17 protein-coding genes and 1 pseudogene are annotated in these 17,903 nt (G+C 70.6%); 12 read left to right on the forward strand and 6 right to left on the reverse strand.

All coding sequences use genetic code 11. The features are described 5' to 3' along the window. The first annotated feature begins 37 nt into the window (after positions 1-37). The 4 genes from AB0G63_RS18805 to AB0G63_RS18820 all read left to right on the forward strand — a co-directional run bounded on the left by AB0G63_RS18805 (position 38) and on the right by AB0G63_RS18820 (position 4,391). On the forward strand, positions 38-1,264 hold the full coding sequence (locus AB0G63_RS18805; protein ID WP_360751237.1) for an ATP-grasp domain-containing protein: 1,227 nt from the start codon (positions 38-40) through the stop codon (positions 1,262-1,264). Between the two features lie 81 nt (positions 1,265-1,345). After that, positions 1,346-2,602 (forward strand): ATP-grasp domain-containing protein, encoded by a 1,257-nt coding sequence (locus AB0G63_RS18810; RefSeq protein ID WP_360751239.1) that lies wholly within the window; start codon positions 1,346-1,348, stop codon positions 2,600-2,602. Between the two features lie 8 nt (positions 2,603-2,610). Further along, entirely contained in the window at positions 2,611-3,876 is a 1,266-nt protein-coding gene (locus tag AB0G63_RS18815; RefSeq protein WP_360751242.1) for an MFS transporter, read from the forward strand. A 62-nt stretch (positions 3,877-3,938) separates the two neighbouring features. Beyond that, positions 3,939-4,391: a cupin domain-containing protein gene (locus AB0G63_RS18820; protein WP_360751245.1), complete on the forward strand. Its 453-nt coding sequence runs from the start codon at positions 3,939-3,941 to the stop codon at positions 4,389-4,391. Between the two features lie 72 nt (positions 4,392-4,463). Here the strand turns inward: AB0G63_RS18820 and AB0G63_RS18825 are convergent, their stop codons facing one another. The 5 genes and pseudogenes from AB0G63_RS18825 to AB0G63_RS18845 form a co-directional block, all read right to left on the reverse strand. Further along, positions 4,464-4,943 carry a nucleoside deaminase gene (locus AB0G63_RS18825; RefSeq protein WP_360751404.1) on the reverse strand — a complete coding sequence of 160 codons (480 nt, stop codon included), beginning with the start codon at positions 4,941-4,943 and terminating at the stop codon, positions 4,464-4,466. Positions 4,944-5,055: 112 nt separating this feature from the next. Beyond that, the gene (locus AB0G63_RS18830; RefSeq protein WP_360751247.1) at positions 5,056-5,892 is read right to left on the reverse strand and encodes an LLM class flavin-dependent oxidoreductase; all 837 of its coding nucleotides are present in this window, start codon (positions 5,890-5,892) and stop codon (positions 5,056-5,058) included. 86 nt (positions 5,893-5,978) lie between these two features. After that, positions 5,979-7,205 carry an MFS transporter gene (locus AB0G63_RS18835; RefSeq protein WP_360751407.1) on the reverse strand — a complete coding sequence of 409 codons (1,227 nt, stop codon included), beginning with the start codon at positions 7,203-7,205 and terminating at the stop codon, positions 5,979-5,981. Positions 7,206-7,478: 273 nt separating this feature from the next. Next, a complete protein-coding gene (locus tag AB0G63_RS18840; protein WP_360751250.1) occupies positions 7,479-8,504 on the reverse strand; it encodes a transporter substrate-binding domain-containing protein in 1,026 nt (341 codons plus the stop codon). 65 nt (positions 8,505-8,569) lie between these two features. Then, positions 8,570-8,656 (reverse strand): annotated as a pseudogene (locus tag AB0G63_RS18845) (ectoine/hydroxyectoine ABC transporter ATP-binding protein EhuA); the annotation flags it as partial. A 474-nt stretch (positions 8,657-9,130) separates the two neighbouring features. On the opposite strand from AB0G63_RS18845, the gene AB0G63_RS18850 reads away from it, so the two are divergent. Beyond that, positions 9,131-9,262 (forward strand): hypothetical protein, encoded by a 132-nt coding sequence (locus AB0G63_RS18850; RefSeq protein WP_360751253.1) that lies wholly within the window; start codon positions 9,131-9,133, stop codon positions 9,260-9,262. 69 nt (positions 9,263-9,331) lie between these two features. Here the strand turns inward: AB0G63_RS18850 and AB0G63_RS18855 are convergent, their stop codons facing one another. Further along, positions 9,332-10,246, reverse strand: a complete 915-nt coding sequence (locus tag AB0G63_RS18855; protein ID WP_360751256.1) for a rhodanese-like domain-containing protein — start codon at positions 10,244-10,246, stop codon at positions 9,332-9,334. Between the two features lie 217 nt (positions 10,247-10,463). Here AB0G63_RS18855 and AB0G63_RS18860 point away from each other — a divergent pair, with 217 nt between their 5' ends. The 7 genes from AB0G63_RS18860 to AB0G63_RS18890 all read left to right on the forward strand — a co-directional run bounded on the left by AB0G63_RS18860 (position 10,464) and on the right by AB0G63_RS18890 (position 17,872). Beyond that, positions 10,464-11,168: a GntR family transcriptional regulator gene (locus AB0G63_RS18860; protein WP_360751258.1), complete on the forward strand. Its 705-nt coding sequence runs from the start codon at positions 10,464-10,466 to the stop codon at positions 11,166-11,168. A 327-nt stretch (positions 11,169-11,495) separates the two neighbouring features. Continuing rightward, the gene (locus AB0G63_RS18865) at positions 11,496-12,872 is read left to right on the forward strand and encodes an LLM class flavin-dependent oxidoreductase (protein ID WP_360751260.1); all 1,377 of its coding nucleotides are present in this window, start codon (positions 11,496-11,498) and stop codon (positions 12,870-12,872) included. A gap of 97 nt (positions 12,873-12,969) precedes the next feature. Next, on the forward strand, positions 12,970-13,899 hold the full coding sequence (locus AB0G63_RS18870) for an ABC transporter substrate-binding protein (RefSeq protein ID WP_360751263.1): 930 nt from the start codon (positions 12,970-12,972) through the stop codon (positions 13,897-13,899). Between the two features lie 124 nt (positions 13,900-14,023). Then, the gene (locus AB0G63_RS18875) at positions 14,024-15,067 is read left to right on the forward strand and encodes an ABC transporter substrate-binding protein (RefSeq protein WP_360751266.1); all 1,044 of its coding nucleotides are present in this window, start codon (positions 14,024-14,026) and stop codon (positions 15,065-15,067) included. Beyond that, complete coding sequence (locus AB0G63_RS18880; protein WP_360751269.1) at positions 15,067-15,957, forward strand: ABC transporter permease; 891 nt, start codon at positions 15,067-15,069, stop codon at positions 15,955-15,957. The genes AB0G63_RS18875 and AB0G63_RS18880 overlap by 1 nt, the downstream gene beginning before the upstream one ends. After that, positions 15,954-16,775, forward strand: coding sequence for an ABC transporter ATP-binding protein (locus AB0G63_RS18885; protein ID WP_360751272.1), 822 nt, complete (start codon positions 15,954-15,956; stop codon positions 16,773-16,775). Before AB0G63_RS18880 ends, AB0G63_RS18885 begins: the two co-directional genes overlap by 4 nt. After that, complete coding sequence (locus AB0G63_RS18890; protein WP_360751273.1) at positions 16,772-17,872, forward strand: phosphotransferase; 1,101 nt, start codon at positions 16,772-16,774, stop codon at positions 17,870-17,872. Before AB0G63_RS18885 ends, AB0G63_RS18890 begins: the two co-directional genes overlap by 4 nt. Positions 17,873-17,903 lie beyond the last annotated feature (31 nt).

Raw genomic sequence — 17,903 nt, forward strand, 5'->3', positions numbered from 1 at the left:
CGGACCCACCGATGACCGGCCCCGTCTGCTGATGGTGATGCCGTACCGCCAGTTCGTGCGGATGGCACAGGCCGAGGGGTTCTGGGTCGGTGCGATCTGGGACCCCCGGCTGGAGTCGCCGGAGTACCTCGACGACGTGCGCGCGCTGGCGGACCTGTTCGTGACGGTCGACTTCCGGGACCCGGAGCTGCTGCGCCGCACCCTTCGCGAGACCGCCCAGGAGCACCGCGCCACGGTGATCTACCACATCGGCAGGGAGGAGACGATGGTCACGGCCTACGAGGTTGCCGAGGACCTGCACGCCGAGCTCAACCCGGCCGCGGCGATCCGCTTCCTCGCCGACAAGCACGCGATGCGTGACCTGCTCGCCCGGCGCGGGCTGTCCCCGGTGTCCTTCGAGGCCGCACCGACGCGGCAGGAGGTGCCGGACGCGGTCGAGCGGATCGGCTACCCGGCCGTGGTCAAACCGGCCGCGCTCGCCGGCAGCCGAGGGGTGTTCCTGTGGCAGGAGGCGCAGGACCGGGCGGCCTGGACCGCGCTCGTCGACCAGTACGGCTACGACGGCCCGTTCCTGGTCGAGGAATACCTGCGAGGTCCCGAATACAGCGTGGAGACGCTGAGCAAGGACGGCCGGCACCAGGTCATCGGCATCACCGAGAAGCTGCTGGGACCCCCGCCGCTGTTCGTGGAGACGGGGCACGTCCATCCGGCGCCGCTGCCCCGGGACCGCCGGCAGGCCGTCGAGGAACTCACCACACAGTTCCTCACGGCATGCGGGTACCGGTTCGGCCCCGCGCACACCGAGGTGATCTGGACACAGCACGGCCCGCGCATCGTCGAATCGCAGGCCCGGCTCGGCGGTGACCGCATACCGCGGCTCGTCGAGCTCGCCACCGGACTCGACATCGAACAGGCGATCTTCGCCGCCCTCGCGGGCAGGCCGGCCGAGCCCGCCGAGCCGACGGCGACCGCGATCGTGCGGTTCTTCACCTTCCCGCCCGGCCGCGTCGACGCCATCCACGGCGTGGAGACAGCCGCTCGACTCGGACACGTCGACGAACTGAGCCTCCGGCTGCGGCCGGGCGACATCGTGCCCGCGGTCCGCGACTCCAAGAGCAGGCACGGGCACGTGATCGTCTCCGGCGCCTCTCCCGAGGAGGCCCGGGCCCGCTGCGCGGAGGTGCTCGCCGGCATCGAGGTCGTCATCGACGACGTGCCCGTACGAGCGGACGGTCGCACCGGGGCACTCGGGACGCCCGCATGAGCACGGTCGGTCACGAGTCCCCCCACCCCGAAGAAAGGCAGTGACCATGCACTGGTCCACATCTACAACCAGGAGGTCGCCATGACCGCCCCCGCCGCCGACGCACAGGTGGTGTTCGTCGGCTACAACGCGGCCTATCTGCGCGCGATCGACGGGAGCGTCCCCAGCGGATCTGTCGTGGTGATCGAGGAACCCGACATCATCCGCAAGCGGCAGCTGCAGGACGCGGCGGCACGCTTCGACTGCCTGGACCGGATCGTTCCGGCGAGCTACCAGCAGTCGGCCGAGGCCCTCGACCTGGCGGCCGAACTGACAGCCGTGCGCCCGGTGGCCGCCGTCGTCCCGGGTCTGGAGTACGCGGTGCCGGCGACTGCCGCACTGGCCGAGAAGCTCGGGCTGCCGGGAGCGACCGAGACGGCCGCGCAGGCCCTGCGGGACAAGGTCCGACTGCGCGAGGTCTCCGGTGCCGGCGGTGTCCGCAATCCGCGCTGGCGCGAGGTGCACGGGCCCGCGGACATCCTCGAGTTCGCCGGTGACGGTCCGGTGGTGGTCAAGCCGGCGAACCGGCAGGCGAGTGTGGGCGTGCAGCTGCTGGACTCGGTGGACGCCACCACCGCGGCACAGGCATGGGAGCGGACCTCGTCCGCCGCCGAGTACGAGCAGGTGCCCGACCGGCAGCTGGCATGGCGCTTCCTCGCCGAGGAACGCCTGCGAGGTCCCGAGTACAGCGTCGAGGCGCTGGTGCAGCAGGGCGAGATCATCTTCGAGAACATCACGGCCAAGACCGTCATTCCCGGACCGTATCCCGTCGAAATCGGCCATCTGCTGCCTGCTCCGCTCGACCACGACACGCAGACAGCGTTCGAGACGGCCATGCGGGCGCTGGTCGCCGCGACCGGCTTCCGGACGGGCATCCTGCACGCCGAGTGGATCCTGACCGAGTCGGGCCCGACGCTGGTCGAATGCGCCGGCCGCTGCCCCGGTGACTACCTGATCGATCTCATCGACCTGGCTTACGGCACACGGATCAGGCTGACCCTCATCGACCTGCTCGCCGGCCGTACGGTCACGCTGCCCCGTTCCGCGCGGCAGACCTCGGCGATCCGGTTCCTGGCCGCCGAGCCGGGCACCGTGACGGAGGTCGCCGGCGTGGACACGGCACGGGAACTGCCCGGCGTCCAGGTCGCGGAGGTGGACGTCGAGGCCGGCCAGGAGGTCAGGCCGTGGGCGTCCTCCTGGGACCGTGCCGGGCACGTGATCGCGACCGGACCGGATGCGGACACCACCCGTCAGCGCGTCCTGGACGCGGACGCCGCCATCCGCATCGCTACCGATTGAGGAAACACATGTCTGTTCTGTGGCAACGCGTCCGCGGATGGCGCGGCTCCATGCCCGGAGGGCCGGTCGGCTTACGGCTGGCCGTGATGGCGATGATCGACGCGGTGGGCACCGGTGCCTTCCTGGCCGTGTCCGTGCCGTTCATCACCAGGTCGGTCCACCTGTCGGAGGGCAAGCTCGGTTTCGGCCTGTCCTTGTCCGCGGCCATCGCCCTGGGCACGGCGATCCCGATCGGCATACTGGCCGACCGGATCGGCCCGAAGAAGGTGCTGGTCGGGGTGAGCCTGTGGCGCTGCGCATGCTTCGTGGTCTATCCGCTCGTCCAGAACCTGTGGCAGTTCCTGACCGTGGTGTGCCTGCTCGGCCTGGTCGACAAGGCGGCCGCACCGATGGAGCAGGCGCTGGTCGGGCAGGTCACGGCTACCGACGACCGGGTCAGGGTCGTCGCGATCCTCCGGTCACTGCGCAACGTCGGCTTCACCGTCGGCGCCCTGCTGGGCGGCATCGGGCTGCTGATCGACACGCGGGCGGGGTACACCGCGATCCTGCTGGTCAACGCGGCTTCCTTCGCCGGGCTCGCGAGCCTGGCCTCCCGGCTGCCGGTGCTCAGCGCGCCGGCGAAGAGCCTGCGCCGGCGTTTCTCGGTCAGTGTGCTGCGGGACGGGTCGTTCCTGTCGTTCACCGGGATCAACGCCGTGCTCACCATGCACATGACCCTCCTGAGCATCGGCGTCCCGCTGTGGATCGTCGGACACACCGACGTCTCCTCAGCGCTGATCTCCCCCCTGGTGGCGGTGAACACCGTGCTCGCGGTCGCCCTGCAGGTGCGGGCCAGCCGGGGGACCGACACCATCGCCGGCGCGGCCCGGGCCCTGGTACGGGCCGGTATCTCGCTCGCGGTCTGCTGCCTGCTGCTTGTCGCGGCGCCGAAGCTGCCGGTCGTCCTGGCCGTCGGCGTGCTGCTGCTGGCCATGGTCGCGCTGACCGGCGGTGAGCTGTTCCAGTCCGCCGGCGGCTGGGGCGGCTCCTATCTGCTCGCGGTACCCGGCCAGGAGGGCGTCTACCTCTCGGTCTTCTGGCTCGGCGTGGCCGTCCAGCAGATAGCGGCACCGGTCCTGGTCAGCGTGGTCGTCACGTCCGGCACCACGGGATGGGTCGTGCTGGCCGCGCTGTTCGCCGCCTGCGGCCTCGCCGCGCCGGTCATCGGCCGATGGGCACAGGCGCAGGCGGACAGCAAGGCCCAACCGGATCCGGGCCTGGCCGAGGCCACGTAACCACCCATGCAGGCCGGCCCCGTTGTCGAGCCGGCACAGTTGATCACCATTTAAGGAGAGAAATGTCCGTTCCGCTGTATGTTCCGTCCGGCGAAGGCGAGTTCGTCAACATCCGGGACACCAAGAGGACGTACTTCAAGCTCACCACGGCGGACTCCAACGGCGAGTTCGGCTTCTTCGAGCACCACATGGCTCCGGAGGCGAGCGGTGCCAGCCCGCACATCCACAAGCAGTCCACCGAGATGTTCTATGTGGTGAAGGGCGAGATCGAGTTCACCATCGGCGACCGCAAGGTGGTGGGTGAGCCCGGCGCGTTCGCCTACGTTCCCAAGGGCGAGCCGCACGGCTTCACCAACCGGGGCAACGTGGACGCCACGCTGCTGATCATGTTCTACCCGATCTACAACCGCGAGGACTACTTCCGCGGTCTGGGGCGTCTGACGGCCAACGGGCGCAACCCCAGCCTGGAGGAACTGCAGGAGCACATGGCGAAGTACGACCAGTTCATGGTCTGACCCGCACACCTGCGGCAACGATGGGGGCCTGGCAGCGATTCCGCTGCCAGGCCCCGGTGTTCGTGCCCGCCGTCAGTCGTTCGCGCTGTTCCTGGTCCGGAAGCGCCACTGCAACTCACGTACCTGCTCGGCGAGTTCCGGGACCGGACCCGCCACCTCGATACCGGGGACGATGTCCTGGACGGTCAGCGGGCTCAAGGGCGAGGTGACGGGCACGCCCCACTCGGCCTTCCAGTCCCGAGCCTGCTGGGACGAGCTCGCGTACACGATGCGGCCCAGTCCGGCCCACCCGTGTGCGGCCGCGCACATCGGGCAGTGCTCACCCGAGGTGTACACGGTCGCCGAGGCCCGTTCCTCGGGGCTCAGGTGGGTCGCGGCCCAGCGGGCGAGTTCGAACTCGGGGTGCCGGGTCGGATCGCCCGTGGTGGACTCGCGGTTGCGGTCCTCGGCGAGGATCTTGCCGTCCGCATCGACGAGCACGGATCCGAACGGCCAGTCGCCGGCCTCGACCGCCTCGGCCGCCAGCTCGATGCAGCGGCGCAGATAGGGCAGTTCGGCCGCGCTGACAGCGGCGGGGCGGTCGGCGGCGGCACGGTCGGTGCCGCTCTCGGGAAGGGCGTGGTCGTTGAGGGCCACTGTTACTCCGTCTCTGTGGGGGTGTCGGCTATGGCCGGTGGGCGGCCACGGTCGCCAGTGCCTGCCATGCCGTCTCGGGCCGCAGGGTCTCGTTCGGGTCTCCGTGGTAGGGATCGAGCAGCACTGTTTCGGCACCGGCCAGGCGCAACTCCTCGATGTCCTCGAGAATCTGCTCGATGGTGCCCTCGCCGGCCCGGCGATCCGGGTCGTCGACCGGTTTTTCCGTGATCCGGAGACAGATGCGCGGCGCCAACTGCGGCACCGGCTGGTCGAGCTCGGCCGAAATACTCTTCAGCCGGTCCGCGGCGTCCCTGAACCAGGACATCGTGAAACGCAGCGGATGCCAAGGAGAACCGAAACGTACGGCCCGCCGTATTGCGGCGTCACTGTTTCCACCGACCCAGATCGGAATCTGTCCGCTGCCGTAGTCGGAGTCGTCGTCCCATGCGGCGCGCAGGGTCCGCAGGAGTTCGTCGGTCAGCGCACCACGCCGTTGGAACGGGACGTCCAGCGCCTCGAACTCTTCTCGGGCCCACCCGACCCCGACGCCGAGGATCAGTCGGCCGCCGCTGAGTTGCTGCAGGTTGGCCGCCATGCGAGCGACCAGCAGGGGGTGCCGGTAGGGCGCGATGAGAACCGTCGTGCCCAGCTTTATCCTGGTTGTGATTCCGGCCAGCCAGGCAAGTGTTGTGACCGGTTCGTAAAACGGAGCGGGATATTGCTTGGCGACATCCGATGTGATCGCCACATGGTCGGAGAGCATCAGCAGGTCAAAACCGAGACCCTCCGACGTTTTGGCCCAGCGGGCCAGATTGTCCGGGTTGGCACCCGGACCGAAGTTGGGAACATTCACGCCTATCCGCATGACCCAACCCTAGCAACTACCCATCAATGGCGTGCAGTTGTCGGCAAGGCTTTCGGTGAAGCAATTGCACGACGAGTGGCGGCCGGTCAGTCGCCCTGCGACAAGTCGCAATTCTCCGAATCCGGCACGTGTGCTGTGCGGAGGTCCAGGAGGAGGAATGCGGCCAGGACAGCCGCCGTCGCCGGGAAGAGGGTGGACGGGCCACCGATGGCGAGCAGGGGGCCGCCGGCGAGCGAGCCGATTCCGGTACCGCCGTCGAAGGCGACGTTCCACGCGACCCCGGCCACGCCGAGAGCGGCGGGGCGGTCGCCGGCCGCCTGCATGGCGAGCACCAGGGTGGCGCTCTGAACCGCGCCGAAGCCCGCTCCGAACAGGGCAGTGCCGGCCAGCAACAGTGCCGGCTCATGAGAGGCCGCCCCCGCGGCAGTGCCGAGCGTCGTGACCACGACGGCAGGGATCAGCACCCGGCGGCCGCCGCAGCGGTCGATGAGCCACCCGGCGCCGAGCCGGGAGACCACGGTGGATGCCTGCGCGGCGAGCAGCGCCCCGGGCGCGGCCGAGGCGGTCAGCGGCAGGAAGGTGAAGACGACGCCGTAAGCCGTGGTGGAGGCGGTCTCCACCATCAGGGGGCCGGCCATGGGGCGCAGCGACCGCCATGTTCCATGCAGGGTCCGCGGGCGGCCGGAGCGGGGTCCGGCCGGGCGGGCGGGCGCTGCAGCCCGAGGGAAACCGAACGAGCCGACCAGGACCAGAGCGGCCGTGCCCGTCGCCAGGGCGAAGGTGAGCGTGTACGCCTCCTGCCGGGCCAGGGCGATGCCCAGCGGAGCCCCCAGGACGCCGGCGACACCGACCACCGCGCCGTACCAGCCGATGGCCCGCCCCCGGCTGCCGGACGGGAACAGCTCCGCGGTGAAGGTGACACCGGCGACGACGAACACGCCGAAGCCCAGCCCGCGTACCGCCGCGAGGCCGGTCAGGGCGGGCAGCGTGGAGGCAGCCGGCACAACCGTGCACGGCAGTCCGAGCAGCGCACCGCTCATGGCGAGTGCGTGCCGCCGTCCCAGCCGGGCGAAGAGCCACGGTGTGAAGGGCTGGACGACCAGGGTGGCCGCCATCAGGGTCGCGGTGAGCGCTCCGGCGCCCGACGGTCCGGCGCCGGAGCGGACGGCGTACGCGGGCATCGCGGAGAGCATCAGATTGAAGCTGGCGAAACCACCGAACGCGGCGATCAGGGCGCCGGCTATCGCTGCCCGCCTCCGCCCGGCGGACGGCGCCGGGCAGCGGTCGGTCGACGCGGACGGGTCTGCCGACATGCTCACCGGTGGTCGGACCTTTCATCAGCGTCTCGGACGGCACCCTTCGGGCCCGGTGACGCCACTCCCCGGACCATCCGTGCGACAAGGGGGAAACAGTCTTGCCGGTCCCGAAGGCCGGCAGCGCTCTTGCAGGACCGCCAGGAGCACGATGGGGGGATGCTGGTGCACCTGGCGGTTCGGCATCTCCGGGACGAGGACGCGGCCGGGTGCGGCCGAGCCCGCTCCGGGGCCCGCAGGTGGCGATGGCGTGGCCCCGGAGCAGGCAGCGGATCAGGAGTTGTCGAGCGGCAGCCCGGGCGGGTTGACCTCGGACTTGGCGACGGCCTCATTGGAGAGATTCCAGGCGGCCAGCCACTTGGCGTACTGACCGTTCTTGATCAGGTAGTTGATCGCGTCGGCGATCGGCTTGGCGAGACCGCTGCCCTTCTTGGAGGTCGCCGCGATCAGGCCCTGCAGCGAAGCGCCGGCGCCGGAGAACGTGCCCGCGTTGGCCGTCGGCTTGTTCGTCTTCGCGGTCTGCGTGATGTGGTAGGAGATGGTCGGGTTGGGGCCGAAGTGGGCATCGATCTGGCCGCTGCTGAGCGCAAGGTAGACGGCGTTGTTGTCCGGGTAGTGCTTGATGGTGAGCTTCTTGCCCTCGCTCTGCAGCTTCTTCTGCCACTCGAGGAGGATACGCTCCTGGTTGGTGCCCGAGCCGACCTCGACGGTCTTGCCGGCAAGGTTCTCGTAGTTGCCGTCGAACTTCCACTTGTCGGACTTCAGCACCTCGAAGGCGAGGTTGTCCTCCCGGTAGGAAGCGAACTCGTACTTCCTCTTGCGCTCCTCGGTGTCGGTGACGTTCGAGAAGGCCACGTCCACCTTGCCGCTGTCGATGCCGACGAAGAGGTTCTCCCAGGTGAAGTTCTTGCTCTCCGGCTTGAGTCCGAGGACCGCGGCGACAAGGCGGCCGATGTCGGTCTCGGAACCGGTGAGGGTCTTCTGGTCGTCACCCACGTACTCGAGCGGGGCGGAGCCGGACGGCAGAGAGCCATGGCCGATCACCAGCTTGCCTCTCTTTCTGACGGCAGCGGGCAGCTCGGCGCTGATGGACTTCACCTCGGACACCTTGAGGGTGGTCTGCTTGGCCGCGCCGTTGGAAAGCTGACCGATGGTCACACTCCCGGAAGCGGCGTCGTCCGTCTTGGTGACGGCGTCGCTGTCACCACCGCAGGCGGCGAGCCCGGTGGCGAGGGTGGCGACGGCAGTCGCCGCGGTGATGCCGCGCATCAGGCTGCGCCGGGTGGAGTGGGTAGGCATGGCCGTTCCTTGTCGCTCGGGAGAAGGTGTTGGAGTGGGGGGAGAAATCGTGGATGCGCCGTGGGGTCGCGGGCGAAGCCGATCTCGTGGGTGACGAGAACCAGGGTGGTACGGGTGGACGCCAAGTCCTCGATGGCGACGAGGACTTCACCTGCCCTGGTCAGGCAGCGGGCCGGCCCCGGAGCGCGCGACGCGGTTTCCCGGCGGTTCGGCCGTCGACCCCTGACTTCAGATCGATGCCGGTCAGCTCCGCACCGAACCGAGGTCCCGCCCGTCGGATCTCGTAGCTCGCGACAGTGCTCATCGCTTGCCCTCTGTGTGCCGCCGTTACGGGGATGTCACGCTGGGGCCGCCTCCTGCTGGACAGGTGAAGGCTACGTCAGACGCGACGACACGCTGACGCGTCGACGCGCGCCAGATCCACGTACAACCTGCGGTACAGCAGCACTGGGATGCTCACCCGACATGTGTACCAGGCAAGCGCGAGACGGATCATTGCAGGCGCATGAATCTTCCTGGCAGGCGTCGGGAACCAACGGTCCGACTTGCTCCCCCAGGCGTCGTGGCCACATGTCACGCCGGCATCAGGACGACGCGAGGGCGACGGCTGCCCGCGGAAGGACGAGTTGCACGAACTCGCCGTCGCCCTCGACGCGATGCTCGCGCGCCTCCCGAAAGTGATCGGGTGCCCCGTCGCCCGCCGCGCGATCTTCGTGGTCCCGGCCCGGGCACCGGCCGCCACGATCGCCTTGCTGTGAGTGCGGGACCTCCGAGGTCCCTGGCGCGGGCCGCGGCACGCCACCCCGCGACTCGGGCGGGCCTTCTCCTCACCCCTCCCGTCCGGTCAGGACCGGCAGTGTCCGGTCGGCCGTCCACTCCTCCAGTGAACCGTCATAGACACGCACGTCCCGCACGCCGGCGAGTACGAGGCCCAGCGCGGCGAGCGTGGCGGATATGCCCCCGCCGCAGTAGACGACCACGGGACCGGGCGCGTCGGCGGGCAGTCCGGCGGCGTAGGCGTCGAGCCGGGCCGGGCCGGCCACCTCCCCGGAATCCGTCAGGACAGCGCGCGCCGGCAGGCTGACGCTGCCCGGGATCCGGCCGCGCCGGGTGTAGCGGGTCGGGGCGGTGCCGTCGAAATGCTCCCGGCCCAGGGCGCAGACCAGGGTGCCCGGACGACGGCCGAGGCTGATGTCGCGGACGAGTCGCAGGTCGGCCCAGAGACCGCGTCCCCCCGCCGGCCAGGCGTCCGCCGGGCGGGGTCCGGCCGGGCGGGGAGGGACCGCGGCACTTCCGCGCTCGACCGGCAGACCCGAGCGCTGCCAGCGCGCCAGTCCTCCGTCGAGCACCCGGGCGGCCACTCCAGCGTTGCGCAGCGTCCACCACAGCCGGGTCGCCCACTGAGTGCTGCCCGAGTCGTACACGATCAGCTCGGTGCCGGGATCCACGCCCAGCAGGGCGAGTTCGCGGTGGACCGCCTCGGGACCGGGATCGGCGAAGTGGAAAGGCGCCGCTGGGTCGGTGAACCGGGTGAGCAGGTCGACGTGGCGTGAACCCGGCAGGTGGGCCTCGCGCCAGGCGGCGAGGCCGGACTCGGCCCGGTAGTCCCCGTCGTGGCGGGCGGGCGCCAGCAGCACGGTGGTGTCGAGGATCAGACGCCGGCCACCGGACGGTGCGTCCAACGCCAGTTCCTCGGGAGTGATCAGCACTTGGGCCCTGTCCGTACCGCGCTCCCCGGTCACCGCGTCCCGACTCCTCACCTGGTTCTCTCCGTCGCCCTGCCGATCCGATCGGCTCGCGCCCGCACCGGCAGGGCGGGTGCCCGATGCTAGCACCGCAACGCATCCGCACGTCGACGCTTGTATACGCGGGTGTACACAGGTCGATCGATGCTCTAAGCTGCGATCAACACCGAGACGGCACGTCCACGGCCGAACCGGAGAGAACCGAGAAGGAGCCATGAGCGCAGCACGCAAGCCGGCCGACACTCCCGCGCCGGATTCCGGCCGGGACCAGCCGGAGCAGCACGGCTCCGAGCACTACTGGCGGCTGCGCCAGGACATCCTCAACGGCCGTTTCCCCAAGGGCGCCCCGCTCCTGGAGACCGCGTTGAGCACCGAGTACGGCATCTCCCGCACCCCCGTCCGGGAAGCGCTCGGCCTGCTGGAGCACGACGGTCTGCTGGAGCGCGCCGCTCGTGGCTATCGCATCCGCTCGGGCACCTCCGAGGACGTCGTGGAGATCTACGAGGCCCGTATCGCCCTGGAGTCGGAGGCGGCCGCCTCCGCCGCGCTGCGCCGCACGGACCTGGACCTGGCACGCCTGCGCCACCAGCACGAGCTGATCAGCGACCCCAGCGACGAGCACGCCGCGCGGGCCGCCAACTTCCGGTTCCACGAGGTGCTGTGGCATGCCGGTCACAACGCGACCATCGTCGAGCTGCTGACGAAGCTCAACGCCAGGCTGCGGATCTACGACAGCGGCCCGCCCTCCTCGTTCGGCGATCCCGGAGTGCTGCACGAGGAGCACGAGCGGATTCTCCAGGCCCTCCAGGGCCATTCCCCCGATGAGGCACGCGCCGCGATGCGGGCCCACCTCCAGCGCAGTCTGGAACAGCGCATCCGCGTTCTGGTGGGCAGCGGGGAGCACGTCCCCGTCCACTGAGCTCTTCCCCTGCCGAGCGGACCCGCGCCCCGGGTCATGGCAGCGCTCCCAGCCCCTGACGAGAACAGGGACGTCCCGGCGAGAACCGACGAGAACCGACGAGAGGAGACGACCGTGGCAGCCCGCCCTTCCTGCCGCCCTCACTGTCTCCTCGCGCCGCGAGAGCACAGCGAGCAGCGCATCGAGCAGCACCCCTCCGGCACGTGTCTGTCCGGCACCTGTCGCCGGTGTTGTCGCGTTCACCGCCTCTCCCGCTGACCTCCCCGTCCCTCTCGTCCGCCGACCCCGCTGCCGCGGCGTCGGCCACCTCGCCAGGAGCGCTCCCGCATGAGCAGCAACGACCGTCGTATCCGTCTCAACGCCCTCCGCCAGTCCACCGTCGGCCACACCGCCGCGGGGCTGTGGCGCCACCCCGACAGTCAGGCCCACCGCTACCGCGAACTGGACCATTGGACGGAGACGGCCCGCATCCTCGAACACGGCCGCTTCGACGCGCTGTTCATCGCCGACGCCCTCGGCCCGCTGGAGGTGTACCAGGGACGCGTCGACGCGGCGTTGCGCGACGGCATCAACACGCCGACCGACGACCCGCTGCTCCTGGTCAGCGCCATGGCGGCGGCCACCCGGCACCTCGGATTCGCGGTCACCGTCTCCGCCACCTACGAACTCCCCTACGCCTTCGCCCGGAAGATGACCACGCTGGACCATCTGACCGGTGGCCGGATCGGCTGGAACATCGTGACCTCCGCGCTGGACAGCGCGGCCCGCAACCTCGGCCTGGCCGAACAGATACCGCACGACGAGCGGTATCTGCGCGCCGAGGAGTTCATGGAAGTCGTCTACAAACTGTGGGAGGGCAGTTGGGAGGACGGCGCCGTGGTGCACGACGCGGAGGCGGGAGTCTTCGTGGATCCCGCCCGGGTGCGTCCCGTGGCCCACCGGGGGAAGTACTTCGACGTGCCGGGCATCGCCCTGTCCGAGCCGTCCGTACAGCGCACGCCCGCCCTCTTCCAGGCGGGCACCTCACCCGCCGGGCAGACCTTCGCCGCCCGGCACGCGGAGGGCGTCTTCCTGTCGGCCTACCGTCCCGAGATGGCCCGCCGACTCGTGGACTCCGTCCGGGCGAAGGCCGCCGGGGAGGGCCGGGATCCGGCCGATCTGAAGTTCTTCGCGGGCGTCACCGTGGTCACGGCGGCCACGGACTCCGAGGCCCGGGCGAAGTACGAGGACTATCACCGCTACGCCTCGCTGGAGGGCAGCCTCGCCCGGTACAGCGCCCTGATGCACATCGACCTCTCGCGACTGGACCCCGACGTCCCCTTGGAGTACGTGGACACCGAGGGCATCCGCGGCATGGTCGAGGTCTTCACCCGGCTGGACCCGACCCGCACCTGGACGCCCCGGGAGATCGCCGACTTCGTGGGCGTCGGGGGCGGCGGACCGGTGATCGTGGGCTCCCCCGCGACCGTCGCCGACGAACTGGAGCGATGGGTCGAGGCCGCCGACGTCGACGGCTTCAACATCGCCGACCCGGTTCCCCCCGTCACCCTGCGCGACTTCGTCGATCTGGTCGTGCCCGAACTGCGGCGCCGTGGCCGGGTGTGGTCCGAGTACGAGGGCCACACGCTGCGGGAGTACCTGGGCCGTCCCGGCCGGCCGCGGCTGCCCGCGAGCCACCCCGGAGCTTCACACCGCCGGCTCTGAACCGTTCCCGCCCGTCCGCCCGGCCACTACCGGTCCGCCCGTCCGCCCTGGCCGTATCCCACCCACTGTCCTCCCGAACGCCCGTACGGAGCCGTCCGTGTCCCAGATCCGCGTCATGCTCGACTACTTCCATCCCTGGCCCAACGCGGCCGGCTTCTACACCGCCCGTGACCGCGGCTGGTACCGCGACGCCGGGCTCGACGTGGAACTGGTCGTGCAGGACCCCGGAGTCGGCGACACCCTCGAGTACCTCACCCGCCGCCGGGTCGACTTCGGCGTCTTCCCGCCCAACCGCCTGCTGGCACGCCGCGCCCGCGGGGAACGCGTCATCGGCGTCGCCGCCGTCAACCACCGCGGACTGGAGGCCGTGCAGACCGTCACCGGCAGGGGCATCACACGTCCCCGCGACCTCGCGGGCCGGCGCATCGCCTACAACCCGACGCCACGCGGCCGGGCGATGATCCGGCACCTGATAGCCGCCGACGGAGGCGACCCGGACACCTTCGTCACGGTGGACGCCGGCGCCCGCGAGCTGACAGTCGACGACATCGAGGCCGGCCGCGCCGACGCCACCTTCGGCAACTACTGGTCCTGGGACGCCCTGCGCGGCGAACTGCCCGAGAAGCGCCGGATCACCTGGCCGGTCGACGCCATCGGCGCTCCCCGCTACCACAGCTACCTTCTCGGCGCGCACGAGGAACTCGTGGCCTCCAACCCGGTTCTGATCGCCGCGTTCCTCGCCGCGACCGCCCGCGGCTTCCAGGCGGCCGCCGAGGATCACACCCGCACCCTCGACCTCCTCGAACGGGTCATCCCGTACTTCCCGCAGTCCCTCATCTCCCGCTCCCTCTCACTCGTCGCCCCCACCTGGACCGACGCCGAGGGCCGCTGGGGCCTCGTGGCGGCCGACCGCACCGGACCGTACGCCGAGTGGCTCGCCGAGCACGGCGCCATCCCCTCCGCCGAGGGCTGGGAGACGTCGTACACCAACCGGTTCCTGCCGCTCTCCCAGACGGCGGCCGCGTGAACTCCCTGCTGACCCGGCGGGTGCCGGTCGACCTCAAACGCACATGCAGCGCCCTCTGTTGCCCGGCCGCCGTACCCCACCCCCGTCCGGACACCGCCGCGCACGCACGAAGAAGGCCCCCGCCATGACACGCCGTTCCCCGCTTCCCCGCACCACCCTGCTCGCCGCAGCCACCGCTCTGCTGCTCGCCGCGACCGCCTGCTCCGCCGGCACCCAGAACACCGCGTCCAGCACGTCGGAAACCACCGTCACCCTGGCCCTGGACTGGACGCCCAACACCAACCACACCGGCATCTACGTCGCCCAGGAGCTCGGCTACTTCAAGAAGGCCGGCATCAACCTCAAGATCCTGCCCTACGGTTCCACCGACCCCAACACGCTGATCGCCTCCCACAAGGCGGACTTCGGGATCTCCTACCAGGAGGGCCTCACCGTCGCCCGTGCCGCGGGCCAGGACATCACCTCGGTGTACGCGGTCACCCAGAAGACGAACGTCACCATCGCCGTCTCCGCCGAACGCGACGACATCCGCAGCCCCAAGGACCTCGACGGCAAGACGTACGCCGGTTTCGGCGCCGCCTACGAGAAGCCGCTCCTGCAGAAGGTCATCCGCAACGCGGGCGGCAAGGGTGACTTCAGGTCGGTCGCCCTCAACACCTCCGCCTACACCGCCCTTTACGCGGACAAGGCCGACTTCGCCATGCCGATGCCCACCTGGGAAGGGCTGGAAGCCGATCTCACCGGCAAGCCGCTGAAGAACTTCGCCCTGTCCGACTACGGCTTCCCCGAGATCTATTCGACGCTGATCGCGTCGTCCGACACCTATCTCAAGAAGAACCCGGACACCGCGAAGAAGGTCGTCGCCGCCCTTCAGAAGGGCTACACCTACGCCGCCGACCATCCCGACAAGGCCGCCGACCTGCTGATCAAGGCCAATCGGAGCGAGCTCACCAACAGCGAACTGGTGCACAAGAGCGCGGAGTTGCTCGCCCAGAAGTACTACCGGGCCGCCGACGGCACCATCGGCGGGCAGTCCGCGAAGCGCTGGCAGGACTTCGCCGACTTCGAGTTCGGGGCCGGCCTGCTCACCGACGCCGACGGCAAGAAGCTGACCAAGGCCCCCGACGCCTCCGTGTTCTTCACCAACGACTACCTCCCGAAGCGGTGATGGATGTGCCCGCGTCCCCGTCCGTCACCTCCACCGCCCCGCCCGCGCCGGCCGCCGGCGTGCCCACGACCGCGGCAGGCCCGGCCGCGCCGCGGGCACGCCACTCCCGTCGCCGGTTCGCAGCCCTTCTCGCGGCCTTCTGGCCGCCTCTGCTCGTCCTCGCCCTCCTGGTCGGCGGCTGGCAGATCTACACCACGGCCGCGGCCGTGGACCCGACGGTGCTGCCCAGCCCCGCTCGCATCGTCGAGCAGGGCTGGGCCAACCGTGCGGACCTGTCGGCCAACACACTGCCCACGATCCAGGAAACCGCCGCGGGCTTCGCCCTGTCGTTCGTCCTGGCCTGGGCGGTGGCCGTACTGCTGGACTTCTCCCGCGCCGCCCGCCGCGGCCTTTACCCGCTGCTGGTCGCGTCCCAGACCATCCCCATCGTGGCCATCGCCCCACTGCTGATCATCTGGTTCGGCTTCGGTCTGCTGCCGAAGATGCTCGTGGTCACCCTGGCCACGTTCTTCCCCCTCGCGGCCAACCTCGCCGCCGGGTTCGCCTCCGCCGACCGCGACGCGATGCGGCTGCTGCGTTCCCTGGGCGCCGGCCGGCTGCGCACCTTCCGGCTGCTGCGGGTCCCCAGCGCCATGCCGTACTTCTTCGCCGGCCTGCGCGTCAGCATCACCTACGCCGTCGTCGGCGCCGTGTTCGCGGAGTACGCGGGCGCCGAGAGCGGACTCGGCATCTACCTGCAGGCCCAGAAGAGCGCCTTCCGCACCGACCTGGTCCTGGCGGCGGTCGCGGTGACCGCCGCGCTCAGCATCGCGCTGTTCGCGGCGACCTACCTGCTCGAACGCCTGCTGCTGCCCTGGCAGCGCATTCTGCGCAACGGAGACGCGTCATGAGCACCGCCCCTTCTCCGGCACTCCACCGCGGTCTGGAGGTCCGCGGCGTCGGCAAGTCGTTCGGCACCCTGGAAGTGCTGCGCGACCTGCACCTCACCGTCCGTCCCGGAGAGTTCGCCGCGGTCATCGGACCCAGCGGCAGCGGCAAGTCCACCCTGTTCGACCTGATCTCCGGTCTGGAGCGGGCCGACACCGGCACCGTCCTGGTCGACGGCGAGCCGACCGGGCCGGGCTCCCGCCAGGTCGCCCAGATGCCCCAGAAGGACCTGCTCCTGCCCTGGCGTACCGTCCTGGACAACACCGCCCTCGGCCTGGAGGCGGAGGGCGTGCGGCGCAAGGAGGCCCGGCGGCGGGCCGGCGAGCTCTTCGAGGCGTTCGGCCTCGACGGCTTCCAGGGCTCCTACCCCGCCCAGCTCAGCGGCGGCATGCGGCAGCGCGCGGCGCTGCTGCGCACCGTGGTCCTGGGCCGGCCGGTCCTCCTGCTCGACGAGCCTTTCGGTGCGCTGGACTCGCTGACCCGCACCGACATGCAGTTGTGGCTCGCGCAGATGTGGCAGCGCTACCGCTGGACGATCATTCTGGTCACCCACGACATCCGCGAGGCGGCCCTGCTGGCGGACACCGTGCACGTGCTGTCCCCGCGCCCGGCGACCGTCGTCGAACGTGTCGAGATCCCGCGCGGCACACCGCGCGGACGGGCCGACCTCACCGAGCCCGCCACGGCGGCCGTGGAGCGACGCCTGCTGGCAGCCCTGACCCGCCGTACTTCCTCCGGCACCACGGCGCCCGTCGTCGAACACGAGGAGGCCTCGCCGTGAGCACCGTGCTCTCCCACGGTCTGGGCCATGAGGCGGTGGAGCCCGACTGGGCTCCGCTGACCGGGCCGGAGGTCGCGGACGTGCTGGGCGGGCCCGCCCGGATCGTGTGGCGCAGCCCCCGCCCGCTGTCGGCCGCCGCACTCGTGGACGCCGGACGGCGGCTGTTCGTCAAGCGCCACCATGTGAGCGTGCGCTCCCTGGAAGGGCTCGCCGAGGAGCATGCCTTCCTGCGTCATCTGCGAAGCCGCGGGGCCCCGGTGGTCGAGGTCGTGTCCGCCACCGGCCGCGGCGAGTGGGTGTACGAGGTGCACACGGCCGGCGTCGGCACCGACCTGTACCGGGACGCCCGCTCGTGGTCGCCGTTCACCTCCTGCGGGCACGCCCGGGAGGCCGGGGCGGCACTGGCCGGGCTGCACCTGGCCGCCGTCGGCTTCGACGCCCCACGACGCCGGGTGCAGCCCCTGGTCAGTTCCTTCACCATCTTCGCCGGACCCGATCCGGTGACGGCGCTGCACCGTTACGTGGATGCCCGTCCCGCGCTCGCGGACGCCCTGTCCGGCAGGTCCTGGCAGGACGACCTGGAGCGGCTGCATCTGCCGTACCACCAGGTGCTGGCTCCCCACCTAGACGCGCTGGAGGCACTGTGGACCCACAACGACTGGCACGCTTCCAACTTGCTGTGGGACACGACCCGCACGCCTGCGACGGTGGCGACCGCGCTCGACATGGGGCTCAGTGACCGCACCACCGCGGTGCACGACCTGGCCGTGGCGCTGGAACGCAACGTCGTCCAGTGGCTGGACCTGCCCAGCGGCAGGGTTCGGGTCCACCTGGACCACCTGGACGCCCTGCTCGACGGCTATCACGCGGTCCGCCCGCTGACACCGGCCGAACGAGCCGCGCTGCCGGCCCTGCTGCCCCTGGTCAACGCGGAGTTCGCGCTCTCCGAGATGGACTACTTCCACGGCGTGACCGGATCGGCCGTCAACACCGCTCTGGCATACGCCTACTTCACCGAACACACCGAATGGTTCGGCGGTCCGGCAGGCCGGCGTCTGCTGGATCACCTGCGCAACCGGCTCGAGCGTCTCGGCTGAGGCGCCGTCCGGGCGCGCGCCGTCACCGGCC

Source organism: Streptomyces sp. NPDC020996, assembly GCF_040641355.1.
Classification (GTDB): Bacteria; Actinomycetota; Actinomycetes; order Streptomycetales; family Streptomycetaceae; genus Streptomyces.